This window comes from Franconibacter sp. IITDAS19 (genome assembly GCF_023079515.1).
GTDB lineage: Bacteria > Pseudomonadota > Gammaproteobacteria > Enterobacterales > Enterobacteriaceae > Franconibacter > Franconibacter pulveris.
Genome location: NZ_JALJCP010000002.1, coordinates 261,268 through 282,183, shown reverse-complemented (window position 1 = coordinate 282,183; position 20,916 = coordinate 261,268). Strand labels below are relative to the sequence as shown.

Below are 20,916 nucleotides of genomic sequence, written 5' to 3'. Positions count from 1 at the left end.
GAGGCTACATGACTCTTCCCGCAGAAACCCCCGCCGCTGCTGTCAACGTCGTGCCGGCACGCTATCCCTGGCGCATCGTCGGGGCGGCGGTCGCGCTCTTCTTACTCGCCGTGGTGGCGCAGTCGGTCGCCTTCAACCCGCGCTGGGAGTGGAGCGTTTTCGCCCGCTGGTTCTTCGACCCGGTGATTCTCGAAGGCGTTTTCCAGACGCTCCAGCTTACCGTGCTGGCCACCTTATTGAGCATTCTGTTCGGCGGCGTGCTGGCGATGGCGCGGCTCTCCGACTCGTGGCTGTTGAGCAGCCTTGCCTGGGGCTACATCTGGCTGTTTCGCTCGCTGCCCCTCATCGTGGTGCTGATTATTCTTTATAACTTCTCCTACCTCTACGACACGCTGTCGGTGGGCATCCCCTTTACCGACATGACCTTCGCCAGCTACCCGACCATCAACGTGCTGGGCCAGTTCGCCACGGCGGTGGTGGGGCTGACGCTGGTGCAGAGCGCTTACACGGCGGAGATTATTCGCGGCGGCTTTTTGGGCGTCGACCACGGCCAGTACGAAGCGGCGGCCGCGCTGGGGCTGCCCGCGTGGCGGCGTACGCTGCGCATTATCCTGCCGCAGGCGCTGCGCACCATCCTTCCGGCGGGCTTTAACGAAATCATCAGCCTCGCTAAAGGCACGGCGATGGTTTACGTGCTGGCGATGCCGGAGCTCTTCTACACCATTCAGATGATCTACAACCGCACCCAGGAGGTTATCCCGCTGCTGATGGTGGGCGCCGCCTGGTATCTGGTCCTGACCAGCCTGCTTTCCCTGCTGCAATACGGCGTGGAACGCTGGCTTGCGCGCAGCCAGCGCCGCTCGGCGGTGGACCGCCCGGCGCGTAAATGGGCTTTCGCCACGCCAAAAACCCAGGAGACTGTCAATGCTCAACTCCCCTAGCGCCGCAGGGCATATTGCCATCACCCGCGTCAGTAAATATTTCGGCAAACATAAAGCGCTGGATAATGTATCGCTGGAACTTAAGCCCGGCTCGGTGACGGTGATCATCGGGCCATCCGGCTCCGGCAAGTCGACGCTGCTGCGCACCATCAACCACCTCGAACGGGTAGACGAAGGTTTTATCCAGATAGACGGCGATTACATTGGCTACCGCCGGGAAGGCGACAAGCTCTATGAGCTGAAAGAGCGCGAGATCCTGCGCCAGCGCGTGAACGTGGGCTATGTCTTTCAAAACTTCAACCTGTTTCCCCACCTGACGGTGCTGGAAAACCTGATTGAAGCGCCCATCGCACACGGCGTGCCGCGGGAGCAGGCTGTCGCCCGGGCGTATGCGCTGCTGGAGGTGGTAGGGCTTCGCCATAAGGCGGAGGCCTGGTCGCGCCATCTTTCCGGCGGCCAGCAGCAGCGTATCGCTATCGCCCGCGCGCTGGCGCTGGAGCCAAAAGTCATCCTGTTCGACGAGCCCACCTCGGCGCTGGATCCGGAGCTGGTGGGCGAGGTGCTGGACGTAATTAAAAAGCTGGCGCGCTCTGGCACCACGCTCGTGGTCGTGACGCATGAAATCGGCTTTGCCCGTGAAGTGGCGGACAACGTGGTGTTTATGGTGGATGGCAGGATTGTAGAGCAGGGCAGCAGCGAGGCGGTGTTAAACCGTCCACAGCACCCGCGCACGCGCAATTTTCTTTCCCGCGTACTCTAAGGAGCAAGGATGAAAGCACTGCTGACGCTGTTGTTGTTAAGCGCAGGCCCGTTCGCCATGGCGGCGGGCATCGACCTGAAAGCGAATGAAACGCCGATTCACACGCCCGCCAACCCGGCGGCCATCGCGAAGATCCCGTCGGGCTACCGCTTTGTTGAACCGGGTACGCTGACGGTGGCTATCTCCGCGCTCAACTCGCCGCCGCTGGCGCTGCTGGCGAGCGATAATCGCACGCGCATCGGCAGCGACCCGGATATCGCGCAGCTGCTGGCCGACAGCCTCGGTCTGAAGGTGAAACTGGTGCCGACCGCCTGGGAGGACTGGCCGCTCGGCATTAGCGCCGGCAAATATGACGTGGCGCTGGTGAACATCGCCGTGACCGAACAGCGGAAAATGAAGTTTGATTTCGCCACCTACCGGGTGGATACGCTCGGCTTTTCGGTGAAATCGACCAGTGAGATCCAGTCAATCAACACGCCGCCGGACGTGGCGGGCAAAAGGGTCATTGTGGGGTCGGGCACCAATCAGGAGAAAATTCTGCTGAAGTGGGATAAAGAAAACCAGGCGAACGGGCTTAAGCCGGTGCAGCCGATTTACCTGACCGACGATGCTTCCGGCAACCTCTACCTGCAATCGGGGCGCGCGGACGCAATATTCGGCCCGCATTCGGTGGGGGCGTACAAAGCCGCGCTCACCGGGAAAACGCGGCTGGTGGGCAAAGGGCCGCTGAAGGCGTATGTCGCCACCACGACCAAAAAGGGCAACGGGTTAGTTTATGCACTGCAGGAGGGAATAAACGGCGCCATTCACAGCGGCGCTTATCAACAGGTGCTGGCCCGCTGGGGCGAGCAAGAGGAAGGGGTAGCGGCGTCGGTAGTGAACCCGCCGGGAATTGCGTATTAGGGGCGCGTGGTGCGGCGTTTTTCAACGCAAGCGCGGCGCCCGTTGCGCTCTGACCTTACCGCGCTCGCGGGTTTTCTCCCTCGCTCCTTTGGGAAAGGCCGGGGTGAGGGGAACCAGCGGATGAAAAGGCAGGTCAAACCACGCGCGCCCCGGCGGGGTGTGCCGGGAAAGCTTACGCCGCTTCCCAGGCTTCCAGGACGGGCAGCAACGAGCGGATCTGTTGTTGTTCTTGCGCGGGCAGCATTTTTAGCGGCGCAGGCAGCGGCGGTTCGTCGAGCAGGCCAGAGAATACCGCCAGCGCCGCCATCACGCGCAGGTTGCCGTGACCTCTGAAGAGCGTCCACAGCGGCTCGAGGTCTGATAAAAAGTCGGCGTCCTGCTGCCCGTCTTCTCGCGCGCCGCGAAGAAGACGCAGCGCTAAACGGGGATAAAGCCCGCCCACCACCGAATACCAGACATCGCAACCGGCGCGTAAGCCCGCCTGCGCAAACATATCGCCGCTGACGCCAAGTTTTATACGTGAAGGCAGCAGGGCGCGAAGCTTCTCCACGCGCTCGCGGCCCGCCGGTGCGGCAAGCGGTGAACCGGGAAGCTTAATGGAGCAAACCGCAGGCAGCTGCGCCAGCCGCTGGTACAGCGCATCGGTGAAGGTGAAATGGGTGGTCGCGGCGTTGTCATAAATACATAGCGGCACGTCGCAATGTTGCGCCACCGTTTGATAAAGACTGAAAACTTCATCCTCCGTCAGCGGCTGATAAGACACGGGGGCGAGCAGCAGGGCGCGAACCCCGGCGCGCTGCGCGCCTTCGGCAAGCGTCAGCACGTCACGGGTGCGAACAGCGCCCACGCTCACCATTACCGGTACGCCAGCGGCATGGTCAACCGCGATTCGAGTCATCCGCAGCCGCTCCTCCAGCGTCAGATAAGCGTAATTGCCCGTTGAGCCGAGCGCGCCGATACTCTGCACCCCGGCGTCAGCCAGCCGTTCAACCAGCCGGATAAACCTGTGTGAATCGGGGGCGTCGCCCCGCATCGGCGTTAAAGGAAAAGCGCTAAGACCTGAAAACATGCCGGCTCCCTGTCAAAAAAGGTAGTGGGTTCATCAAAAACTGTATTTTTCTGACAACCTCAATAACATAGCGGCTCGCGGAGCGTTTAAAAACAGCAAAAAGAAGGCGGAGGAGATGAAAATTAATGTGGTCGGCACCAGCGGCAGCGGCAAAAGCACCTTCGCTCGCCGTCTGGCGCAGCAGCTTAATTTGCCTTATATCCAGCTTGATGCGCTTTACTGGCGCGCCAACTGGCAAGGGACGCCGGATGAGGTGTTTATGGAAAAAATTCGGCAACAACTGGCTGCGCAGCCGCAGGGGTGGGTGCTGGACGGCAACTATAACCGAACCAGACCGGTGAAATGGCGCGAGGTGGAGTGCGTAGTCTGGCTTGATTACGGTTTTACCCGCACCTTCTGGCAGGCAGTGCGCCGCGCCGCGACCCGCGCCTGGCGTAAAACCGAACTCTGGCCCGGCACCGGCAACCGGGAGAGCTTTCGCCAGAGCTTTTTCAGCCGCGACTCCATTCTGCTCTGGACGCTGAAAACCTGGCGCAGCAACCGGGTGCGCTACCTTGCGGATATGCAGAACCCGGCCTGGTCGCATATCCGCTTTGTGCATCTGCGCTCGCCCGCTGAAAGCGAGGCGTTTTTAAAAAGCCTGACGGAACAGCGCGCCACCTCTTAATCCGGGTTAGCTGTTCGCCGGAAAGCGCGCCGTGGCGCGGCTTCCGCGCTCGGGCGCGCGGTTTTCAAGCAGGAATTCGCCCTTGTGTAGCTGAACGATGCGGCTAACGATATTCAGCCCCAGCCCGATGCCGCCGTAACGGCGGTCCATGCGCACAAAGGCTTTGCTCAGCTCGCCGACCTTGCTTTCATCCACCCCGGCGCCTTCATCTTCCACGATGAGCGAAGCCACGGGCGTCGCCGCCACGCTTACGGTAATCACGCTGCCTTGCGGACTGTAGCGATGCGCGTTTTCCACCAGGTTTCGCAGCAGCACCTGCAAGAGCGTCGTGTCGCCGCGCACGCGCGCCTGCGGCGAGAGCCGCAGACGAAGCGTCTGATCGCGCTGCGCGAGCATCGTGCGCAGCTCGCTTTCCGTCGCCAGCACCACATCTTCCGTCAGCGAGACATCCTGATAGTTGCCGGAGGTGAACGACTGCCCGGCGCGAGCCAGTTGCAGCAGCTGCACTACGCTTCGGGTCATCTGGTCGAGCCGCGCAATCAGCGGCTGCACCTGCACATGGTTGTTGCGCTCCAGCAGTTCGAGATGCAGGCGCAGCCCGGCCAGCGGCGTGCGCAGCTCATGGGCCACGTCGGCGGTGAACAGCCGCTCGCGCTCAAGGCTTGTGGTCAGACGGGAAAGCAGTTGGTTGATGGCGAGCGTGACGGCGTCTATCTCCTGCACCGAGCTGAGATACTGAATTGGCTCAAGGTTATCTTCGGTGCGGTTTTCAAGATGGTCCTGCAGTTTGCGCAGTGGCCGGGTTATCCATTTAACGGCCTGCAGGCAGAGCACCAGCGCCAGCCCGATAATCACTAAACTCGGCACCGCGAGGCTCGCTATCGCTTCGCGAATCTCGCGCTCAATATGCCGGTGGTTGTTGTCGCCGCGTACGGCGGCGTCCACCAGCAGGTGGATCTGTTCTTTGCTTTCATGCCACAGCCACAGCACGCTGATGGCCTGACAGACAAAGAGGATAAGGCCGATAGCTAACAGCAGGCGGAAGCTCAGGCTGTTGCTGTTGCGGCGAAGGCGTTCACGCAGCGTCATTCCGGAGCGCCGTCCGCTTTAACCAGGGTATAGCCAAAACCGCGAACGGTGCGAATGGCGGACTTGCCGATTTTGTCGCGCAGGTTATGAATATGCACTTCCAGCGTGTTGGTGGAGGGTTCCGATTCCCAGTTATAAATATCCTGATAAAGGATTTCCCGGTGCACCGGGTGGCCCGCCTTGAGCATCAGGCGCGAGAGAATAGCGTACTCTTTTGGCGTCAGCTCCAGCGGCTCGCCCGCCAGACGGATCTGGCGATGCGTCATATCCAGCGCCAGTTCGCCCACCTCCAGCAGGCTGTCTCCCTGGTTAACATGACGGCGGATAATGGCGCGAATGCGCGCCAGCAGCTCATCCAGCGCGAAAGGTTTAACCAGATAGTCGTCCGCGCCCGCATCAAGCCCGGCGATACGCTCGCTTACCGTATCGCGGGCGGTAAGGATGAGCACTGGCTGCATGCTTTTCTCGCGGCGCAGCCGTGTGAGTAATTGCAGCCCGTCTTCATCCGGCAGGCCAAGGTCCAGCACAATCAGGCTATAAATGCCGCAGGCCAGATGCGCCTGGGCCGCTTTCACCGACGTGACACCGTCACACACGTAACCTTCGCCCGCCAGCGCCAGCATCAGCCCTTCAAGCAGCAGGGCGTCATCTTCCACAACCAGTATCTTCATTACGCTTTGCTCCGACACGCTGCCAGAATATCATCGCCCGGCTTATATTCACGGGTCTGTGTGCCGGTCATGCCGAGCACGGTGGAAAAGAGATTATCCTGCGAAAAGGCGTTCGATGCTGCGAGATGGCTCAGACAGCTCGCCTTTACACCGAACCGCTGCTGATAATCTGGCGATAACCATAACAGCATCGGCACATGTTTTTGTTGCTCCGGGGCAATAGCATAAGGCAGTCCGTGCAGATATTCGCCGTTTTCCCCCAGCGATTCGCCATGATCGGAGAGATAAACCAGGCTGGTGGTGAAGTTATCCTGATGCGCCTTCAGCACGCCAATCGCCTTATCGACAATATAGTCCACATATAACAGTGTGTTGTCATAGGTGTTCACCAGTTGCGCCTGGCTACAGGTCTGGATCTCATTGGTATCGCAGGTCGGGGTGAAGACCTTAAAGCGCGGCGGATAACGATGGTAATAGGTCGGGCCGTGGCTGCCGATAGTGTGCAGCACGATGATCCCGTTGCCTTTGAGGTTGCGGATATAGTCATCAAGCCCGTGGAACAGCACCTCATCGTAGCATTCGCCTTCCTGGCACATGCCCGGCAGGTTCAGCGCCGTCATGTCCTGATGCGGCACCCGGTCGCAGGCGCCTTTGCAGCCGCCGTCATTTTCATTCCACAGCACCTGCAGGCCCGCCCGCTGCAGGATATCCAGCAGCCCCTCCTGATGGCTCGCCAGCCCCTCGTCATAATGCGAGCGCGGCATATTAGAGAACATGCAGGGCACGGAGACCGCCGTCGCGGTGCCGCAGGAGGTGGTATGCGGGAACCAGAAAACATCGTCCTTCGCAAGCTTCGGATTGGTCTGCCGCCCGTACCCCTCAAGCGAAAAATTGTCCGCGCGCGAGGTCTCGCCGACGATCAAAATCGTGAGGCTCGGCTTGCCGGTCTGCCGGTTAGCAAGCAGCTTCGCATCTTCGCCGATGCGCACCAGCGGCAGGTTCGCCTGGCGGTGATGCGAATAGTAAGACCAGCTCGCCGCAATGCTGCTGGAAGGGCTGAGGGTTTTCACCAGCTCGCGGTTATTGCGAAACAGCGAGGCGTAATCTTTATAGAAAAGCAGCGCCACGATGACTATCGCCGCACAGCAGCCCAGCACGCTCACGAGGCGCCACAACGCATCCTTCCAGCGCGAGGCAGCGGGACGGATGCGGATCCAGAACATCGCCGCAACCGCCGCCAGGCCGCTAAACAGCAGCGTAACGACCAGTTGCGGCGTGAGCAGAGCGAAGCTTTCTGATGCGGTGGTATCGAGGATATTCGCAATCATATTGCGATCCATGATGATCCCGTAGTTGAGCATGAAATACTGCACCGCCGCTGAAACGAGAATAAATACCGCGATAACCAGCCGGGTGAGCCAGAAGAACGAGGCGAGCGTCGCCACGATAAAAATGACGCTGAAGGCGACCACCGGCATGGAGAGGAAAACCAGCGCCTCGTGAAGCGAGGTCACGGGCATGGCTTTCAGCACCTGGCGGTAATAAGCGAGGTTCAGAAAGAGCGAAATGTAGAGCGAAAAAATCGCCAGAAACGCGAGCCGACCGAGCGTCGGTCTTTTTTCATTCAGCAGAGACATAAAGCGGGCCTGATAACCAATTAGGCGCACAGGGTGACAGAGCAAAATTAGGAAAACCTTAAGCGTATCGGGGACACGCGCATTACCCGTCCCGGCGCGCAGCTTCTACACTTATCTCAAACCCAGGAGGTGACGATGCTTACGCTCTACGGTGTGCCCGGCTGGGGGTCGGCTATCAGCGAAATCATGCTGGCAATGACCCGTGAACCTTATGATTTTATCAACGTCGAGGGCTTTGATAAGCCCGGCCCGCAACAGGAGCTGCTGATTGCGCTGAACCCGCTCTGCCAGGTGCCGACGCTGCTGCTGGACGAGGGCGGCGTGATGACTGAAAGCGCTGCCATCGCGCTGATGCTGCTCGACAAACACCCGCAGTTCGCCCCGCGCCCTGGTACGCCTGCGCGCGACAGGTTCTGGCGGCTACTGGTCTGGCTGGTGGCGAATGTCTATCCCACCTTTACCCTGGCCGACTACCCGGAACGCTGGGTCGATTCGCAGCCCGAAGTGCTCAAGGCAAGCGCGCAACGCCAGCGCAAAACGCTCTACCAGTGGCTTGAGCAGGAGATGGGCGAGGGGCCTTATGCTTTCGGCGAAGAGATAACCCTGCTTGACGCGTACTGGCCGGTGCTGCGCTGCTGGGGCCCGGGCCGCGAGTGGTTTGCCGCAAACGCGCCGAAGCTTAACGCCATGGCGGATGCCGTGTGCGGACACGTGGAGCTGACGGCGGTGCTGAAAGCCAATAAGCTCTTGTAAAGCAAGGCTGGATAACGCAGGCTGTAAGCCCATTTTGTCAGTTAAGGAGCAGACCATGCCGCATGTCGACGTCAAATTTTTCCCGCGCGGGTTATCGGAAGAGGCGCAGCAGGCGCTCGCCGCCGAACTGAGCGACGTTATCGTTAAGCATCTGCAAAGCAAAGAAAGCTCCGTTTCGGTGGCGCTGGAAGAGGTGCAGCCGGACGACTGGAAAGCGCAGGTTTGGGACAAAGAGATTGCGCCGAACCTCGATAAGCTCGCGAAAAAACCGGGCTACAGCATGTAATGCGAAAGAGGGTGTTTTAGTCATTCAGCAGGGTTATCGCTGTCCTTTTGACTATTCACCCGCCTGCCGCTGTGGCATCCTTTGTGGTCTGCCTGGCCACAAAGGAGCGCCTGAATGAGCCTGTCGGTCAACCTTCTCGCCACCATCGCCATTGCGCTGCAACGCGGCATCAGCCATCAGGATCGCTTTCAGCGGCTTATCACCACGCTTCGCCAGGTGCTGCGTTGCGACGCCTCGGCGCTGCTGCGCTACGAACAAGGGGCGTTTCGCCCGCTGGCGACGGACGGCCTTTCGCCGGATGTGCCCGGACGACGTTTCGCCATTAACGAACATCCGCGTCTCGAAGCGATAGCCCGTGCAGGCGACATCGTGCGTTTTCCGGCGGACAGCCAGCTTCCGGATCCCTATGACGGCCTGATCCCGGGCCACGAGCAGCTCAAAGTACACGCCTGCGTCGGTCTGCCCCTGTTCGCCGGGCAGACGCTTATCGGCGCGCTGACGCTTGACGGCATGGACCCTTGCCAGTTCGATAATTTCAGCGATGAAGAGCTGCGGCTGCTGGCGGTGCTGGCGGCGGGCGCGCTGAACAACGCGCTGCTGATTGAGCAGCTTGAACGCCAGAACCCGCTTGTCGCCCCGCTGCGGTCGGCCGCCGCCGACGGCCCGGCGGGCGAAATCATTGGCGAATCGCCGCCGATGCGGGAGCTTAAGCAGGCGATAGCCATTGTCGCGCCCTCCGATTTAAACGTGCTGATAAGCGGCGAAACCGGCACTGGTAAAGAGCTGGTGGCCCGCGCCATTCATGAAGGCTCGCCGCGCGCCGCGAATCCGCTGGTCTACCTCAACTGCGCTGCGCTGCCGGAGACGGTGGCCGAAAGCGAGCTGTTCGGCCATGTGAAAGGGGCGTTTACCGGCGCTATCAGCAACCGCAGCGGCAAGTTTGAAATGGCGGACAACGGCACGCTGTTTCTTGATGAGATTGGCGAGCTTTCGCTGCCGTTACAGGCAAAGCTGCTGCGCGTATTGCAGTATGGCGATATTCAGCGCGTGGGCGACGACCGCAGTCTGCGGGTCAATGTGCGGGTGCTCGCCGCCACTAACCGCGATCTCAAAGCCGAGGTGCTGGCGGGGCGTTTTCGCGCCGACTTATACCATCGTCTGAGCGTTTTTCCGCTGGTGGTGCCGCCGCTGCGCGAGCGGGGCGAAGACAGCGTGCTGCTGGCGGGCTTTTTCTGCGAACAATGTCGCGCGCGCCTGGGGCTCTCCCGCGTGGTGTTAAGCCCCGGCACGCTGGCGCCGCTGCGCGCCTACGGCTGGCCGGGCAACGTGCGCGAGCTGGAGCATGCGATTCACCGCGCCGTGATCCTCGCCCGCGCGACCCAGGCGGAGCCGGATGTGGTGCTGGAAGCGCGCCATTTCGCCCTTGCGTCCGCGCCTGACGCTGACGCGCCGCCGGTCGCCCGGCTGCCCGATGCGCCGGTAGACGCGGCAAACCTGCGCGCCGCCACCGAGGACTTCCAGCGCAAGCTGATTAGCGAAACGCTCCTGCGCCATCATCACAACTGGGCCGCCAGCGCCCGGGCGCTGGCGGTGGATGTGGCGAACCTGCACCGGCTGGCGAAGCGGCTCGGCCTCAAATAGCCCGGGCGCGGCCCTGCGTTAACCGCGCACCCCGGCGCGGCGTTGCAGCGTAAACACCGTCTCCTGCGCCTGGCGGCCCAGCGCCGCGAGGTCGAGACCCGGAATGCGGTCCTCTTCCACCGCCACGCGACCGCCCACCAGTAGCGCTTTTAAATACGCCCGGCCGCCGCAGGCCACCGGGCCGATGGCGATGTCGTGCAAGCCGAAGTAGCGCGGGTCGTCGAGCCGGTAGAGCGCGATATCCGCCGCCTGGCCGGGGGCGAGGGTGCCCGTGCCGGTTAAGCCGAGCACCTGCGCGCCGCCTGCGGTGCCCCAGCGCACCACATCCTCAATAGTCGCCGCATCGCCGCCGCCTTCAAATTCGCCGCCCTCGTAACGCGGCTTCGCCAGCATCCCTTTGCGCGCCCGCTGTAAAAGCCAGGCGGCGTGAGTTTCGCTCTGCATATCCGCCGCCTCGTTGGAGGCGGCGCCATCCACGCCAATCGACACCTTCACGCCCGCCGCCTCCAGCGCCACGAGATCGGCGATGCCGCTGCCAAGCCGCCCGTTGCTCTGCGGGCAGTGGGCGATGCCGCTGCCCGTCTCGCCAAGCAGGCGGATCTCTTCGGGCAACAGCTTCACCAGATGCGCGAACCAGACATCCTCGCCGGTCCACTCCTGCTCAGCGCAGAACTGCAGCGGAGTCATGCCGAATTTCGCCCGGGCGGCGTCCAGGTAATCCACCGTTTCGCTCAGATGGCTGTGCAGCCGAATGCCGAGGCTTCGCGCAAGCCGGGCGCTTTCGCGCAGCTCCTGCGGCGTGGTGGAGTGCAGGGTGGTGGTCGGCGCCATCACCACCTGGCGAAAGGCCTGCGTGCCCGGCTGATGGTATTTCGCCGTCAGCCGCTCGACGTCCGCCATCCAGGCGTCGAATTTTTCCGGACGCAGTGCGGTGGGCAAGTCGCTCTCCAGCCCGCGCGTCTGCGTGGCGCCGCCCCGGCACAGCACAAAGCGCATGCCGAGCGCGTCGGCCTCTTCAAAGAGCACGGCTGCGCCGTCGAACGGCATGTCCGGCCAGTAAAGGTAGTGGTGATCCGCCACCGTGCCGCAGCCGGAGCGCAGCAGCTCCACCAGCCCAATGCGCGCGGCGATGCGAAACGTCTGCTCGTCAAACGCGCCGCGAAAGCGGTAGGGCGTGGCGGCAAGCCACGCGGAAAGGCTCTGGTTCAGCCCCTGCGGCTCGCCTTTAAGCAGCGACTGGAACAGATGATGATGGGTATTCACCCATGCCGGGTAGGCCACGCAGTCGCGGGCGTCGATGACCCGCTCGTCAGCCTGCGGCGTCAGTTCGCCCATTTCCAGAATCACGCCGTCGCGGATGCGAATATCCCGCGCCGGGCTGCGGGGGGCATGGCGCGCGCCGGTCAGCATCGCCGCGCAGTTTTTGATAAGAATAGCGCTCATGGGATCTCCTTATGCCAGTGCGCTGTCGTGCCAGCGGCGTAAAAAAAGGTGGCTTAGCAACGACATCAGGCAAAAGAGCGCCAGCCCGCTGCAGGTGATGAGGAACAGGGCGGCGAACATCAGCGGCAGGTTGAGCTGAAAGCCCGCCTGCAAAATTTGCCACGCGAGGCCCGCGCCGCTGCCGCCGGTCCCGGCGACAAACTCCGCCACCACCGCGCCAATCAGCGCCAGACCGCTTGAAATACGCAGCCCGCTGAAAAAGTACGGCAGGGCGTTGGGCAGCCGCAGGCGCAGCAGGATCTGCCAGCCGGAAGCCTGGTTAATATGAAAGAGATTCAGCAGCCCCGGGTTTACGCTGCGCAGGCCGAGGGTGGTGTTAGTCAGCACCGGAAACACCGCCACCAGCATCGCGCACACCACCAGCGCAAGCGTGGTGTTGTGGATCCAGATGATCACCAGCGGGGCGATGGCCACCACCGGCGTAACCTGAAACAGAATGGCCCACGGCATCAGGCAGGACTCAATCAACCGGCTTTGCACAAAGAGAAACGCGATTAGCGTGCCAATGGCTATCGCCATTAAAAATGCGAGCACGGTGACTTTCAGCGTGGTGAGCAGGCTGCCAAACAGCGCGTCGCGCTGGCTGATAAGCGTGGAGAGAATATCGCTCGGCTTCGGCGCCAGGTAAACCGGCACCGCGAACTGGCGGAACAGCAGCTCCCAGAGCAGCAGCAGGGCAAGCGCGGATACCAGCGGCCAGACCGCACGCTGCGCCTGCGGGTAGGTCATCAGCGGTTTACGCATGGTCGCCTCCTGCGCTCGCTTTTTCGAGCAGGGTTGAAAGGGTGGCGCACTGGCGGATAAACGCATCCGAGGTGCGAAAGCCGTTATCCCGCGCCTGCGGGCCGTCGATGGCGACATCCGCCACCACACGCCCGGGACGCGCGCCCATTACAATCACCCGCGAGGAGAGATAGACCGCCTCATAGATGCTGTGGGTGACAAACACCACCGTCAGCCCGCGCTTCGCCCACAGCCTGCGGATATCGCTGTCGAGCTTGTGGCGGGTGAACTCATCCAGCGCGCCGAAGGGTTCGTCCATCAGCAGCAGGTCGGGCTCGGTCACCAGCGCCCGGGCCAGCGACACGCGCATCTGCATGCCGCCGGAGAGCTCGCGCGGCATGGCGTGAAGAAAATTCTCCAGCCCTACCGCCAGCAGCGCCTGCATCACCTGCGGCGCGCTCGCTTTTTTACTCACGCCGCGCAGGGTGAGCGGCAGGCGGACGTTTTCCTCCACGGTGGCCCAGGGCATCAGCGTCGCCTCCTGAAAGACCATCGCCATGCGGCACTCCGCCGCCATTTCCGCTTTGCCGTTCCAGCGCACCTGGCCCGCCGTCGGGCGCTCCAGCGTGGCGAACATTTTCAGCAGGGTGCTTTTGCCGCAGCCGGAGGGGCCGAGCAGCGAAACTATCTCGCCGCGCGCGATATCCAGGTTCAGCCGCTGCAGGGCCAGCGTGCCGTTGGGGTAGACTTTCTCCACGCCGCGCGCCATTAAAAAGCGCGGCTGCTGGCTTTCCTGCGCCGGGGGAACGGCGTCAAACGACAGTACAGTACTCATAGTGCGCTCCAGGATAACGGCGGCTCTTACATGGCCGCTTTAGGGTAGAACTGCGTGGTGAAGGCGGCTTTATAATCCGTGGCGGGGTTAAGCAACCCGGCGCTGACCATAAAATCACGCGTCGCTTTCCAGCGCGGGTCGGTCATCACGCCGAGCCCTTTTTGCGCCGCGTCGCCGCCGTCAATCAGGTGCAGCGCCTTAAGCTGCGCCACGCCGAAGGCGAGCACCGCGTCGCTCATCTGCGGGTTCTCCTGTTTGATGAGTTTGTTGCCCGCCGTTGGGTCAGCCAGATAGCGCTGCCAGCCCTCCATAGAGGCGTCGACAAACCGTTTCAGCACGTCCGGTTTTTCCGCCAGCAGATCGTTGCGCGTTACCAGAATGCCGCCGTAGGCGGGGTAGCCGTGCTCGGCAAAGAGGAAGAAACGGCTGTCGGGCTGCGCCTGTTTCGCTTGCTGCACTTCAGAGGTAGCGTAGGCCTGCTGCGCCGTGTTGTTGTCGGCGAGGAAAGGCTGCATGTTAAAGGTATAAGGGCGAACCTGGCTGTCGCTGAGCTGGTATTTCGCCTTCAGCCAGGGCCACCATGACGCCTGACCGCTGGCCGAGACCAGCACCGTTTTGCCTTTCAGCCCGGCGAGATCGGCGACGTTGCCGTGGGTCAATATCCCCTGCGGGTCGAACTGGAACGGTGCGGCGATGGCTTTCAGCGGAAAGTTCTGCTCAATGCCTTTCAGCACCTGCAGGTCGTAGCTCACTATTACATCCGCCCGCTTCGCCAGCAGCAGCGTCATGTTGTTAAGCTGCGGGCCGCCGGAGCGGACTTCCACATCGAGACCATATTTTTTATAGATGCCTTCTGCCACGGCCTGGTAGTAGCCGCCCTGTTCGGCCTGTGCCACCCAGGTGGTTTGCAGAATGAGTTTATCGGCGCCATGCGCGGCGCCGCAGAGCAGCAGGGTGGAGAAAAGCGCGGTAAAAGCGGTGCGAGATGCCATAAAACCCCCGGTTAAGCGTCAGTTTGGTCTGCCATCAGGGGGTGAGCGGTTCTCCCGACGCGGTGTACGGCGTCGTCCCCTGACGAGGAACAGCGTTGCGCTGTAGAGCAATGTCCCACGCGAGGCCGAAGCCAGCGCGCTAACCGCTTATACTCTGCCGTGGGTTTTGCAAAGGCTGTGCCAGCCCGCTGCTCTGTGCGTTGCTGGCCTGACGGCGTGGTCTGCCGCCCGGGCGCAGGCGTCACGACCAAATGAAACGGTGGCGCGTGATGCACAATTGTGAAGCAAATGTAAATTTTTTGCCCGAAAGCGGCACATCCCGGCGTGGCGCCGCCACTCTCTCTTCGCCGCCTGCGCTTTATTCTGCGCCATTTCTGATTCTGGTACGGTGATTGCTTAAGAGAAAGCGAGTAGAAGCGTTCAGCCATTCTTTACCGATGGCGGGTCATTGCTCATGGGACAGGCGCCTTGCGCGCCTGCGCCAGTGACGTGGCCCGCCGCTGTTGTCGGGCCACCCGTTTATCAGCAAACAAAAGGGTGAACCATGACCATCGCAAACGCAGCATTTTCCCTGCACGAACTCACGAAAGAATCCCGCATGGGCGCGACCGGCACCGAGACCAGCCGGGAGGTGCGCATCATTGATATTTCTGACTTCGCCAACCGTAAAGAGGAGATTGCCGGGGCGCTCTGGGACGCCGCGGTAGAGATCGGCTTCTTTCAGGTTTCCGGCCACGGCATCGCGCCTTCGGTGATTACGGATGCCTTCAGCCGTGCAGAACAGTTTTTCGCGCTGCCGGATGACGTTAAAGCGCAGTACCCGCTTAACCGCAACGCGGGATGGGAGAAACGTGCGCAAATCCGGCCCTCCACCGGTACGCCGGATGAAAAAGAGTCTTATCAGATAACCCGGCCGCGGATGGCGGGGCTATGGCCGCAGGAGTCGGAGCTGCCGGGCTTTCGCGATGCGATGCTGGGCTTTGAGCAGCAGTGCTGGCGGGTGGGCATGCAGATCCTCTCCTGCTTCGCCTGGAAGCTCGGCTTTGACGATGACTTTTTCACCAACGCGCACGACCCGGCGCAGCCGTCTTACCAAAGCACGCTTCGCATGCTGCACTACTTTGCGCTTAAAGGCGAAGCGCACGGGCCGTGGCGCGCAGGCGCGCATACCGATTTTGACTGTCTGACGCTGCTTTTCCAGCGCGAAGGTCAGGGCGGGTTGCAGGTTTGCCCGGGTAAAGAGATGGAGGAGCAAGAGTGGACGAGCATTGAGCCGCATGATGAACTCATCACCTGCAATATTGGCGATATGTTAATGCGCTGGAGCGACGACCAGCTTCCTTCCAACTTTCACCGCGTGCGCAGCCCACTGCCAGGGGAATGCGTGGGAGACCGTTACAGCCTCGCCTTTTTCTGTCAGGCCAATGAGGATGTGGTGATTGAGGGACCGGCCAGGAAGCACCCGCCCATCACTGCGAAGGACTACCTGCACCAGCGCATCAGCGCTAACTTTTCCGGTAAATATTAATGCAAAAAGCCCTGCCGGAAGGCAGGGCTTTTTTTCTCAGGCCGGGCTTATTTCTTGCCCGGTTTGCCCTTAGACGGGCGTTCAACCGGCGGCACTGACGCGCCCATTTCGGCGCCGGTCACCGGGTCGATATCCGGGTTAGACTGCGTGCGCTGCGCCATCGCCAGCACGGTCGCCTGCTGGTCGGACGGCAACTGAATATCCGCCAGACCGTCGCCGCCGTCCACTGCCGGTTGCGGGTCAGCCACGTACTCGAAGTTTTCGTCGCTGTTCCAGCTGCCGCGCAGGTCGTCGCCTTTCGACATGTTGTAGTAAACGTTCGCGTACTGTTCCACCGGCGGCAGTTTGCCCGGCGGGAAGTTATTACGAATGGAGTAAAGCGCTTTTTCAAAGGAGATCTGGTGCGCCACTTCGCGGGTCATCAGGAAGCCCAGCGCATCTTTTACACCCGGATCGTCAGTGACGTTAATCAGACGTTCATAAATGATTTTCGCCCGCGCTTCGGCGGCGATATTAGAACGCAGGTCAGCGGTGATTTCGCCGATGGTGTCGATATAGGCCGCGGTCCACGGCACGCCTGCGGAGTTAGTGAGCGCCGGGCCGCCGCCATAGAGCAGGGCGGTCGTGTGGCTGTCGTTGCCATGACCGGTGAGAGAACGATACAGTTCCGCTTCTTGTTCAACGCCTTCGGCGAGATCGCCTTTTGCGCCTTTATTCAGCATGCCGACCAGCGAACCGATTATTTCCAGGTGGCTTAATTCTTCGGTAGCAATATCCATCAGCATCTCTTTGCGCGCCGGATCTTCATCACCCAAACCCTGGGTGAAATAACGGCACGCGGCGGCTAATTCTCCCTGCGGACCGCCAAATTGCTCCAGCAGTAAATTCGCCAGACCCGGATTCGGTTCGGCTACGCGAACCGTATATTGCAGTTGCTTAACATGACGGAACATAAATTTCTCCTGCTCACAATTTATGAAAAGAACCTGCCATTGCTGGCAGGTTAATTGAGATTCACTTTATTTTTTAGCTTCTACGCCAGGCTCGGCGGAGCGCGTCAAATATTGCTGAGTTACGTCAGGCAGATGGTCGATACACCATTTCGCCATGGCGATCTCTTGCTCGCGGATCTGCTCGAATATTTTCGCGCCGTGCTCATCGCCAGCCGCTTTGGCTGCCGCAATCAGCGAGGTGTAGCAGGCGATTTCGAACTGCTCAAAAACGTAGCCGCTGATAGCGCCTTTCACCACTTCGTCAGAAGCGAACATGCCGCCCATTGCCTGACCCATGGCGGTGACTTTGCTCACGGTGTCTTTCAACACGGAACGAGAGATGTTGAGGTTATCGAAAACCGAGTCCAGAAGCTGTTGCTGCTGGCGGGTCTCTTCAATGTGCTGTTCGATACGCGCTTTCAGATCCGGATAGTGCTCAAGACGAGAAGCCTGGGCCTGCAGCATCTTTTCCGCCTGTTCTTCCATGGCGTGAGCGTCGCGTAGCCAGTCGTGATAATTCTCTTCGTAGGATGTCGCCATAATTTACCTCTTCCGGAATAAATAGTTATATGAGTCGGTAGTCACGTTACGATAATGTAAAAGCCATATTTGCAAATTGCTTTAGCTTTAGAAGCTTAGCAGAGAATTTCGCACAGGCCGGGTAAATATAAGATTATTCGATTTTAAGATTTGTCCTGGTTAAGCGAATCGTGAAACGTTTACCAGCAATATAAATAGGATTTCGCGGCGCAAAGATTAATTTTTCGCCATCATCATCGTGGGCGATTTTTAATTATTTGGTTGCCGTTTCGTTTGCTGGAAATAAACGCGAGTTAAACTCCGATAGTTTATTTTTTAAGTTTTAACAAGCGAGACGGGAATAAAGGCTTGTTATTTGATCATTAAAGAAAACTTCATGGCGGCTAATTCTTTTCTACAGTGACTATTGCTTTTGCAATGATTAGGGGCGTGCGGCACAATCCGACATCCGCCCTGGTGCGAAAAAGGCTATATAAAGAGGGGAAACCTCTGGAAGGAAAATGGCTATGGCTTTTACGCTTGAACACTACCTGGCTCGCATTGGTTTTAACCGCGAGGCGCGCGTTGATTTCTCGACGTTACAGTCGCTGCACCGCCGCCATATCGCGGCTATCGCTTTTGAAAATCTGGATGTGCTGCTGGGCCGTGAGATCCTGCTTGATGACGACAGCATTTTTGAAAAACTGGTGACCGCCGGGCGGGGCGGGTACTGTTTTGAGCACAATGCGCTTTTTACCCGCGCGCTGAATGAAATTGGCTTTGAAACGCAAAACCTCGCGGCGCGGGTGCTGGTGGCGAAACCCGATGAGATGCCGCCGCGCACCCACCGGCTGGTGATGGTGAAGCTTGAAGAGGCGACGTGGATAGCCGACGTCGGTTTCGGCGGCCTGACCTTAAGCGTGCCGCTTCCCCTTAAAGACGGCGCGGAGCAGGCCAGCGCGCAGGGGCTCTACCGGCTGGAAAAGAAGCAGAACGAATTTTTACTGCTGCTGCGCCAGCACGATCACTTTCAGCCGCTCTACCGGTTCGACCTGGAAAAGCAGTATCCGGCGGATTATCTGATGGCTAACCACTTCATCGCCCACTGGCCGGATTCCCATTTTCGCCATCACCTGCTGGCGGCGCTGCATCCCCTCGACACCTGTCGCCTGACGCTGGTGAACCGACGCGAAACGGCGCACGAGAAGCCACCGCGCCAGCAGGAACTGAAAGATAACGACACGCTTTACGATAGTCTGCAACAGCGGTTCAACATCCGACTCGATCACCCGCGCCACGGCGTTACGCGGGATTCGCTGAGCAAAGTGATGGAAAAGGTCATGGCGGAAGAAGGGGCAGAAAGTAAGTAGCGGCGCGTGGGCTTTATTTCTGTGGCTGGGGAAGAGGGTATGTTCGCCAGGGCGTTGTTTTTATTTTTATGGCAGGGCGGTGAAAGGTTACGTTCGCCGAAGTGTTGTTTTCATATGTCATTTCCTCTCACGCGAACGTGCCAGGGGGCTCAAAGCCAGCCCCCTGGCACGTTCGCGTGAAGGAAGGGTACAGATAAGATTCCCGCTCTGGCGAACGGAACATTTCACCGCCCGAACATATATCCCGGAACAGTAAAACTCAGCGCCTGGAACTCTCTCCCCAGCGGGGCGAGGAAGAAAACCCGCCTGCCAACATTACTTATCCTGCGCCGCGCTCACTAACGCATTAAGCAGCACATTCGCGCCGTGCTCTGACCACGTCGGCGAAATCGCTTCCTCTTCGTTGTGGCTGATGCCCTTCACGCAGGGAATAAAGATCATGCTGGTTGGCGCTACGCGGTTAACGTAACAGGCGTCATGACCCGCGCCGGAAACCATCCTGGTGTGAGAGTAGCCAAGGGCGTTTACCGCCTGCTCTACGCGGGCGATGCATCCGGCGTCGAAATGCACCGGCGCGTAATCAAAGATGCACCGCAGCTTCACCTCCAGTAGCCGCTCAGCCAGCTTTTCCACGGCGGCTTCGAGCGCCGCTTCCATCTTGACCAATGCCTCCTGCTGCGGATGGCGGAACTCCACGCTGCAAAAAACAGCGCCGGGAACGACATTGCGCGAGTTTGGCGTGACCTGCGCCATGCCGATTGTGGCGCGGCCGTCCGGCGCGAAATCGAAGCCGATTTGCTCCACCGCCAGCGCCAGCTCAGCAAAACCGCACAGCGCGTCGCGGCGGTGCGTCATCGGCGTGGTGCCGGCATGGGCGGCGAAACCCTGAATATCGACCTCATACCAGCGTTGCCCGGCGGCGGCATGCACCACGCCGATGTCGATGGCTTCGGCTTCAAGCAGCGGGCCTTGCTCGATATGCGCTTCAAAGCAGGCGTGCACCGCAAAGGCTTCAGCAGGCTTTTCGCCGCGGTAGCCAATGGACTGCAACGCCGAACCCAGCGTTACGCCGTCTTTATCTTCGCGGGAAAGGGCGAACGCCTCGCTAAAGACGCCTGTCCAGACTCCAGAGGCGAGCATCGCCGGGGCGAAACGCGCCCCTTCTTCGTTAGTCCAGTTCACCAGCAGCAGGTCGCGCTCGGTCTCGATATCAAGATCGTTCAGCGTGCGCAGCGCTTCCAGACCCGCCAGCACGCCGTAGATGCCATCATAGCGACCGCCGAGCGGTTGGGAGTCGCCATGAGAGCCGGTCATCACCGGCGCGAGCGCGCCGTTGCGCCCCGGGCGGCGAATAAACATATTGCCCAGACGGTCCACTTCGCAGTGAAAGCCCGCCTCCTGCGCCCAGCCACGCAGCCTGTCGCGGGCCAGTCGGTCCTCTTCGCTAAGCGTCAGGCGCGTGACGCCGCCGCGAGGCGTGGCGCCAAACTGCGCCATCTCTTCCAGCGTCCGCCACAGCCGTTCGCCGTTAACCTGTAACGGTTGGCTCATGGTTTATCCTGTTTTTTTACGTGGTAGCGAAAATCGCAACGCGGCGCGCCGGACATAATGGTGGTGGTGCGCTCCAGCTCCACCTCCGGCGCGTAGCCGACGATAAATTTGTCGTCGCGGGCGCAGGAGAGCAGGTGACCAATCTCGCCAAGGCCCATCTCGTGGTACATCTCGGCGTAGCGGCAACGGGTTACGTCGTAGTTATACTGCTGCTCGTCGCTGTCGATGACCTTTACATCCAGTGCGTTGTCTTTTTCCCACAGGTATTGCAGGGCGACGAAGCTTTGCAGGTTCGCCCCCTGCGGCTCCTGCGCGGCGAAGTCGCGTCCGGCCTGAATGGCGGCCTGTTCGATAGCTTCGCCGATGATAGCCTGGGCGCGCGCTTTGCCTATCTCGCGCACCATTACGTCGTAAATGGGTTTAATGATTTCCGCTTCGATGCGGCGGCGGGCCAGAATGCCCATATTGTTATTGTCACAGCTCATC

21 protein-coding genes are annotated in these 20,916 nt (G+C 60.4%); 9 read left to right on the top strand and 12 right to left on the bottom strand.

Annotated features, from left to right (window positions below; genetic code table 11):
• The first annotated feature begins 8 nt into the window (after positions 1-8).
• Genes MT962_RS07215 through MT962_RS07205 form a run of 3 tightly spaced genes read left to right on the top strand, consistent with a single transcriptional unit; the run spans position 9 to position 2,604 of the window.
• Positions 9-941, top strand: a complete 933-nt coding sequence (locus tag MT962_RS07215; protein ID WP_048887552.1) for an amino acid ABC transporter permease — start codon at positions 9-11, stop codon at positions 939-941.
• Positions 925-1,701 carry an amino acid ABC transporter ATP-binding protein gene (locus tag MT962_RS07210; protein WP_024557598.1) on the top strand — a complete coding sequence of 259 codons (777 nt, stop codon included), beginning with the start codon at positions 925-927 and terminating at the stop codon, positions 1,699-1,701. Before MT962_RS07215 ends, MT962_RS07210 begins: the two co-directional genes overlap by 17 nt.
• Before the next feature lie 9 nt (positions 1,702-1,710).
• Positions 1,711-2,604: a transporter substrate-binding domain-containing protein gene (locus tag MT962_RS07205; protein ID WP_247365278.1), complete on the top strand. Its 894-nt coding sequence runs from the start codon at positions 1,711-1,713 to the stop codon at positions 2,602-2,604.
• A 172-nt stretch (positions 2,605-2,776) separates the two neighbouring features.
• Here the strand turns inward: MT962_RS07205 and MT962_RS07200 are convergent, their stop codons facing one another.
• Positions 2,777-3,673, bottom strand: a complete 897-nt coding sequence (locus tag MT962_RS07200; RefSeq protein ID WP_247365277.1) for a dihydrodipicolinate synthase family protein — start codon at positions 3,671-3,673, stop codon at positions 2,777-2,779.
• Between the two features lie 115 nt (positions 3,674-3,788).
• Here MT962_RS07200 and MT962_RS07195 point away from each other — a divergent pair, with 115 nt between their 5' ends.
• The gene (locus MT962_RS07195; RefSeq protein ID WP_024557601.1) at positions 3,789-4,340 is read left to right on the top strand and encodes a shikimate kinase; all 552 of its coding nucleotides are present in this window, start codon (positions 3,789-3,791) and stop codon (positions 4,338-4,340) included.
• Positions 4,341-4,346: 6 nt separating this feature from the next.
• Here MT962_RS07195 and pmrB read toward each other — a convergent pair whose 3' ends face one another.
• Genes pmrB through eptA form a run of 3 tightly spaced genes read right to left on the bottom strand, consistent with a single transcriptional unit; the run spans position 4,347 to position 7,737 of the window.
• Complete coding sequence (gene pmrB, locus MT962_RS07190) at positions 4,347-5,429, bottom strand: two-component system sensor histidine kinase PmrB (protein WP_029697071.1); 1,083 nt, start codon at positions 5,427-5,429, stop codon at positions 4,347-4,349.
• Positions 5,426-6,100: a two-component system response regulator PmrA gene (gene pmrA / locus MT962_RS07185; RefSeq protein WP_024557603.1), complete on the bottom strand. Its 675-nt coding sequence runs from the start codon at positions 6,098-6,100 to the stop codon at positions 5,426-5,428. The genes pmrB and pmrA overlap by 4 nt, the downstream gene beginning before the upstream one ends.
• Positions 6,100-7,737 (bottom strand): phosphoethanolamine transferase EptA, encoded by a 1,638-nt coding sequence (eptA, locus tag MT962_RS07180; RefSeq protein WP_247365276.1) that lies wholly within the window; start codon positions 7,735-7,737, stop codon positions 6,100-6,102. Before eptA ends, pmrA begins: the two co-directional genes overlap by 1 nt.
• 135 nt (positions 7,738-7,872) lie before the next feature.
• Here eptA and MT962_RS07175 point away from each other — a divergent pair, with 135 nt between their 5' ends.
• From MT962_RS07175 to norR, 3 genes are all read left to right on the top strand, one after another.
• Positions 7,873-8,490 carry a glutathione S-transferase family protein gene (locus tag MT962_RS07175; RefSeq protein WP_024557605.1) on the top strand — a complete coding sequence of 206 codons (618 nt, stop codon included), beginning with the start codon at positions 7,873-7,875 and terminating at the stop codon, positions 8,488-8,490.
• 55 nt (positions 8,491-8,545) lie between these two features.
• Positions 8,546-8,776: a tautomerase PptA gene (gene pptA / locus MT962_RS07170; protein ID WP_024557606.1), complete on the top strand. Its 231-nt coding sequence runs from the start codon at positions 8,546-8,548 to the stop codon at positions 8,774-8,776.
• Positions 8,777-8,890: 114 nt separating this feature from the next.
• A complete protein-coding gene (gene norR / locus MT962_RS07165; RefSeq protein ID WP_247365275.1) occupies positions 8,891-10,417 on the top strand; it encodes a nitric oxide reductase transcriptional regulator NorR in 1,527 nt (508 codons plus the stop codon).
• A gap of 18 nt (positions 10,418-10,435) precedes the next feature.
• Here norR and MT962_RS07160 read toward each other — a convergent pair whose 3' ends face one another.
• The 4 genes from MT962_RS07160 to MT962_RS07145 are packed head-to-tail and all read right to left on the bottom strand — an operon-like array spanning position 10,436 to position 14,470.
• Positions 10,436-11,860 carry an amidohydrolase family protein gene (locus MT962_RS07160; protein WP_247365274.1) on the bottom strand — a complete coding sequence of 475 codons (1,425 nt, stop codon included), beginning with the start codon at positions 11,858-11,860 and terminating at the stop codon, positions 10,436-10,438.
• Positions 11,861-11,869: 9 nt separating this feature from the next.
• Positions 11,870-12,664: an ABC transporter permease gene (locus tag MT962_RS07155; RefSeq protein ID WP_024557609.1), complete on the bottom strand. Its 795-nt coding sequence runs from the start codon at positions 12,662-12,664 to the stop codon at positions 11,870-11,872.
• Positions 12,657-13,478, bottom strand: coding sequence for an ABC transporter ATP-binding protein (locus tag MT962_RS07150; RefSeq protein WP_024557610.1), 822 nt, complete (start codon positions 13,476-13,478; stop codon positions 12,657-12,659). The genes MT962_RS07155 and MT962_RS07150 overlap by 8 nt, the downstream gene beginning before the upstream one ends.
• A gap of 26 nt (positions 13,479-13,504) precedes the next feature.
• The gene (locus MT962_RS07145; protein WP_024557611.1) at positions 13,505-14,470 is read right to left on the bottom strand and encodes an ABC transporter substrate-binding protein; all 966 of its coding nucleotides are present in this window, start codon (positions 14,468-14,470) and stop codon (positions 13,505-13,507) included.
• 544 nt (positions 14,471-15,014) lie between these two features.
• Here MT962_RS07145 and MT962_RS07140 point away from each other — a divergent pair.
• Entirely contained in the window at positions 15,015-15,998 is a 984-nt protein-coding gene (locus tag MT962_RS07140) for a 2OG-Fe(II) oxygenase family protein (protein ID WP_048887561.1), read from the top strand.
• A 47-nt stretch (positions 15,999-16,045) separates the two neighbouring features.
• On the opposite strand, the gene MT962_RS07135 is transcribed toward MT962_RS07140, so the two are convergent.
• Positions 16,046-16,951 carry a manganese catalase family protein gene (locus MT962_RS07135; RefSeq protein ID WP_024557613.1) on the bottom strand — a complete coding sequence of 302 codons (906 nt, stop codon included), beginning with the start codon at positions 16,949-16,951 and terminating at the stop codon, positions 16,046-16,048.
• Positions 16,952-17,017: 66 nt separating this feature from the next.
• Positions 17,018-17,530: a DUF892 family protein gene (locus tag MT962_RS07130; RefSeq protein ID WP_024557614.1), complete on the bottom strand. Its 513-nt coding sequence runs from the start codon at positions 17,528-17,530 to the stop codon at positions 17,018-17,020.
• Positions 17,531-18,036: 506 nt separating this feature from the next.
• Between MT962_RS07130 and MT962_RS07125 the strand changes: the two genes are divergently transcribed.
• Positions 18,037-18,879 (top strand): arylamine N-acetyltransferase, encoded by an 843-nt coding sequence (locus MT962_RS07125; RefSeq protein ID WP_188723514.1) that lies wholly within the window; start codon positions 18,037-18,039, stop codon positions 18,877-18,879.
• 315 nt (positions 18,880-19,194) lie between these two features.
• On the opposite strand, the gene MT962_RS07120 is transcribed toward MT962_RS07125, so the two are convergent.
• Both MT962_RS07120 and MT962_RS07115 read right to left on the bottom strand, forming a co-directional pair.
• Positions 19,195-20,430: a Zn-dependent hydrolase gene (locus MT962_RS07120; protein ID WP_247365273.1), complete on the bottom strand. Its 1,236-nt coding sequence runs from the start codon at positions 20,428-20,430 to the stop codon at positions 19,195-19,197.
• Positions 20,427-20,915: an L-2-amino-thiazoline-4-carboxylic acid hydrolase gene (locus MT962_RS07115; protein WP_024561822.1), complete on the bottom strand. Its 489-nt coding sequence runs from the start codon at positions 20,913-20,915 to the stop codon at positions 20,427-20,429. Before MT962_RS07115 ends, MT962_RS07120 begins: the two co-directional genes overlap by 4 nt.
• Position 20,916: the final 1 nt, after the last annotated feature.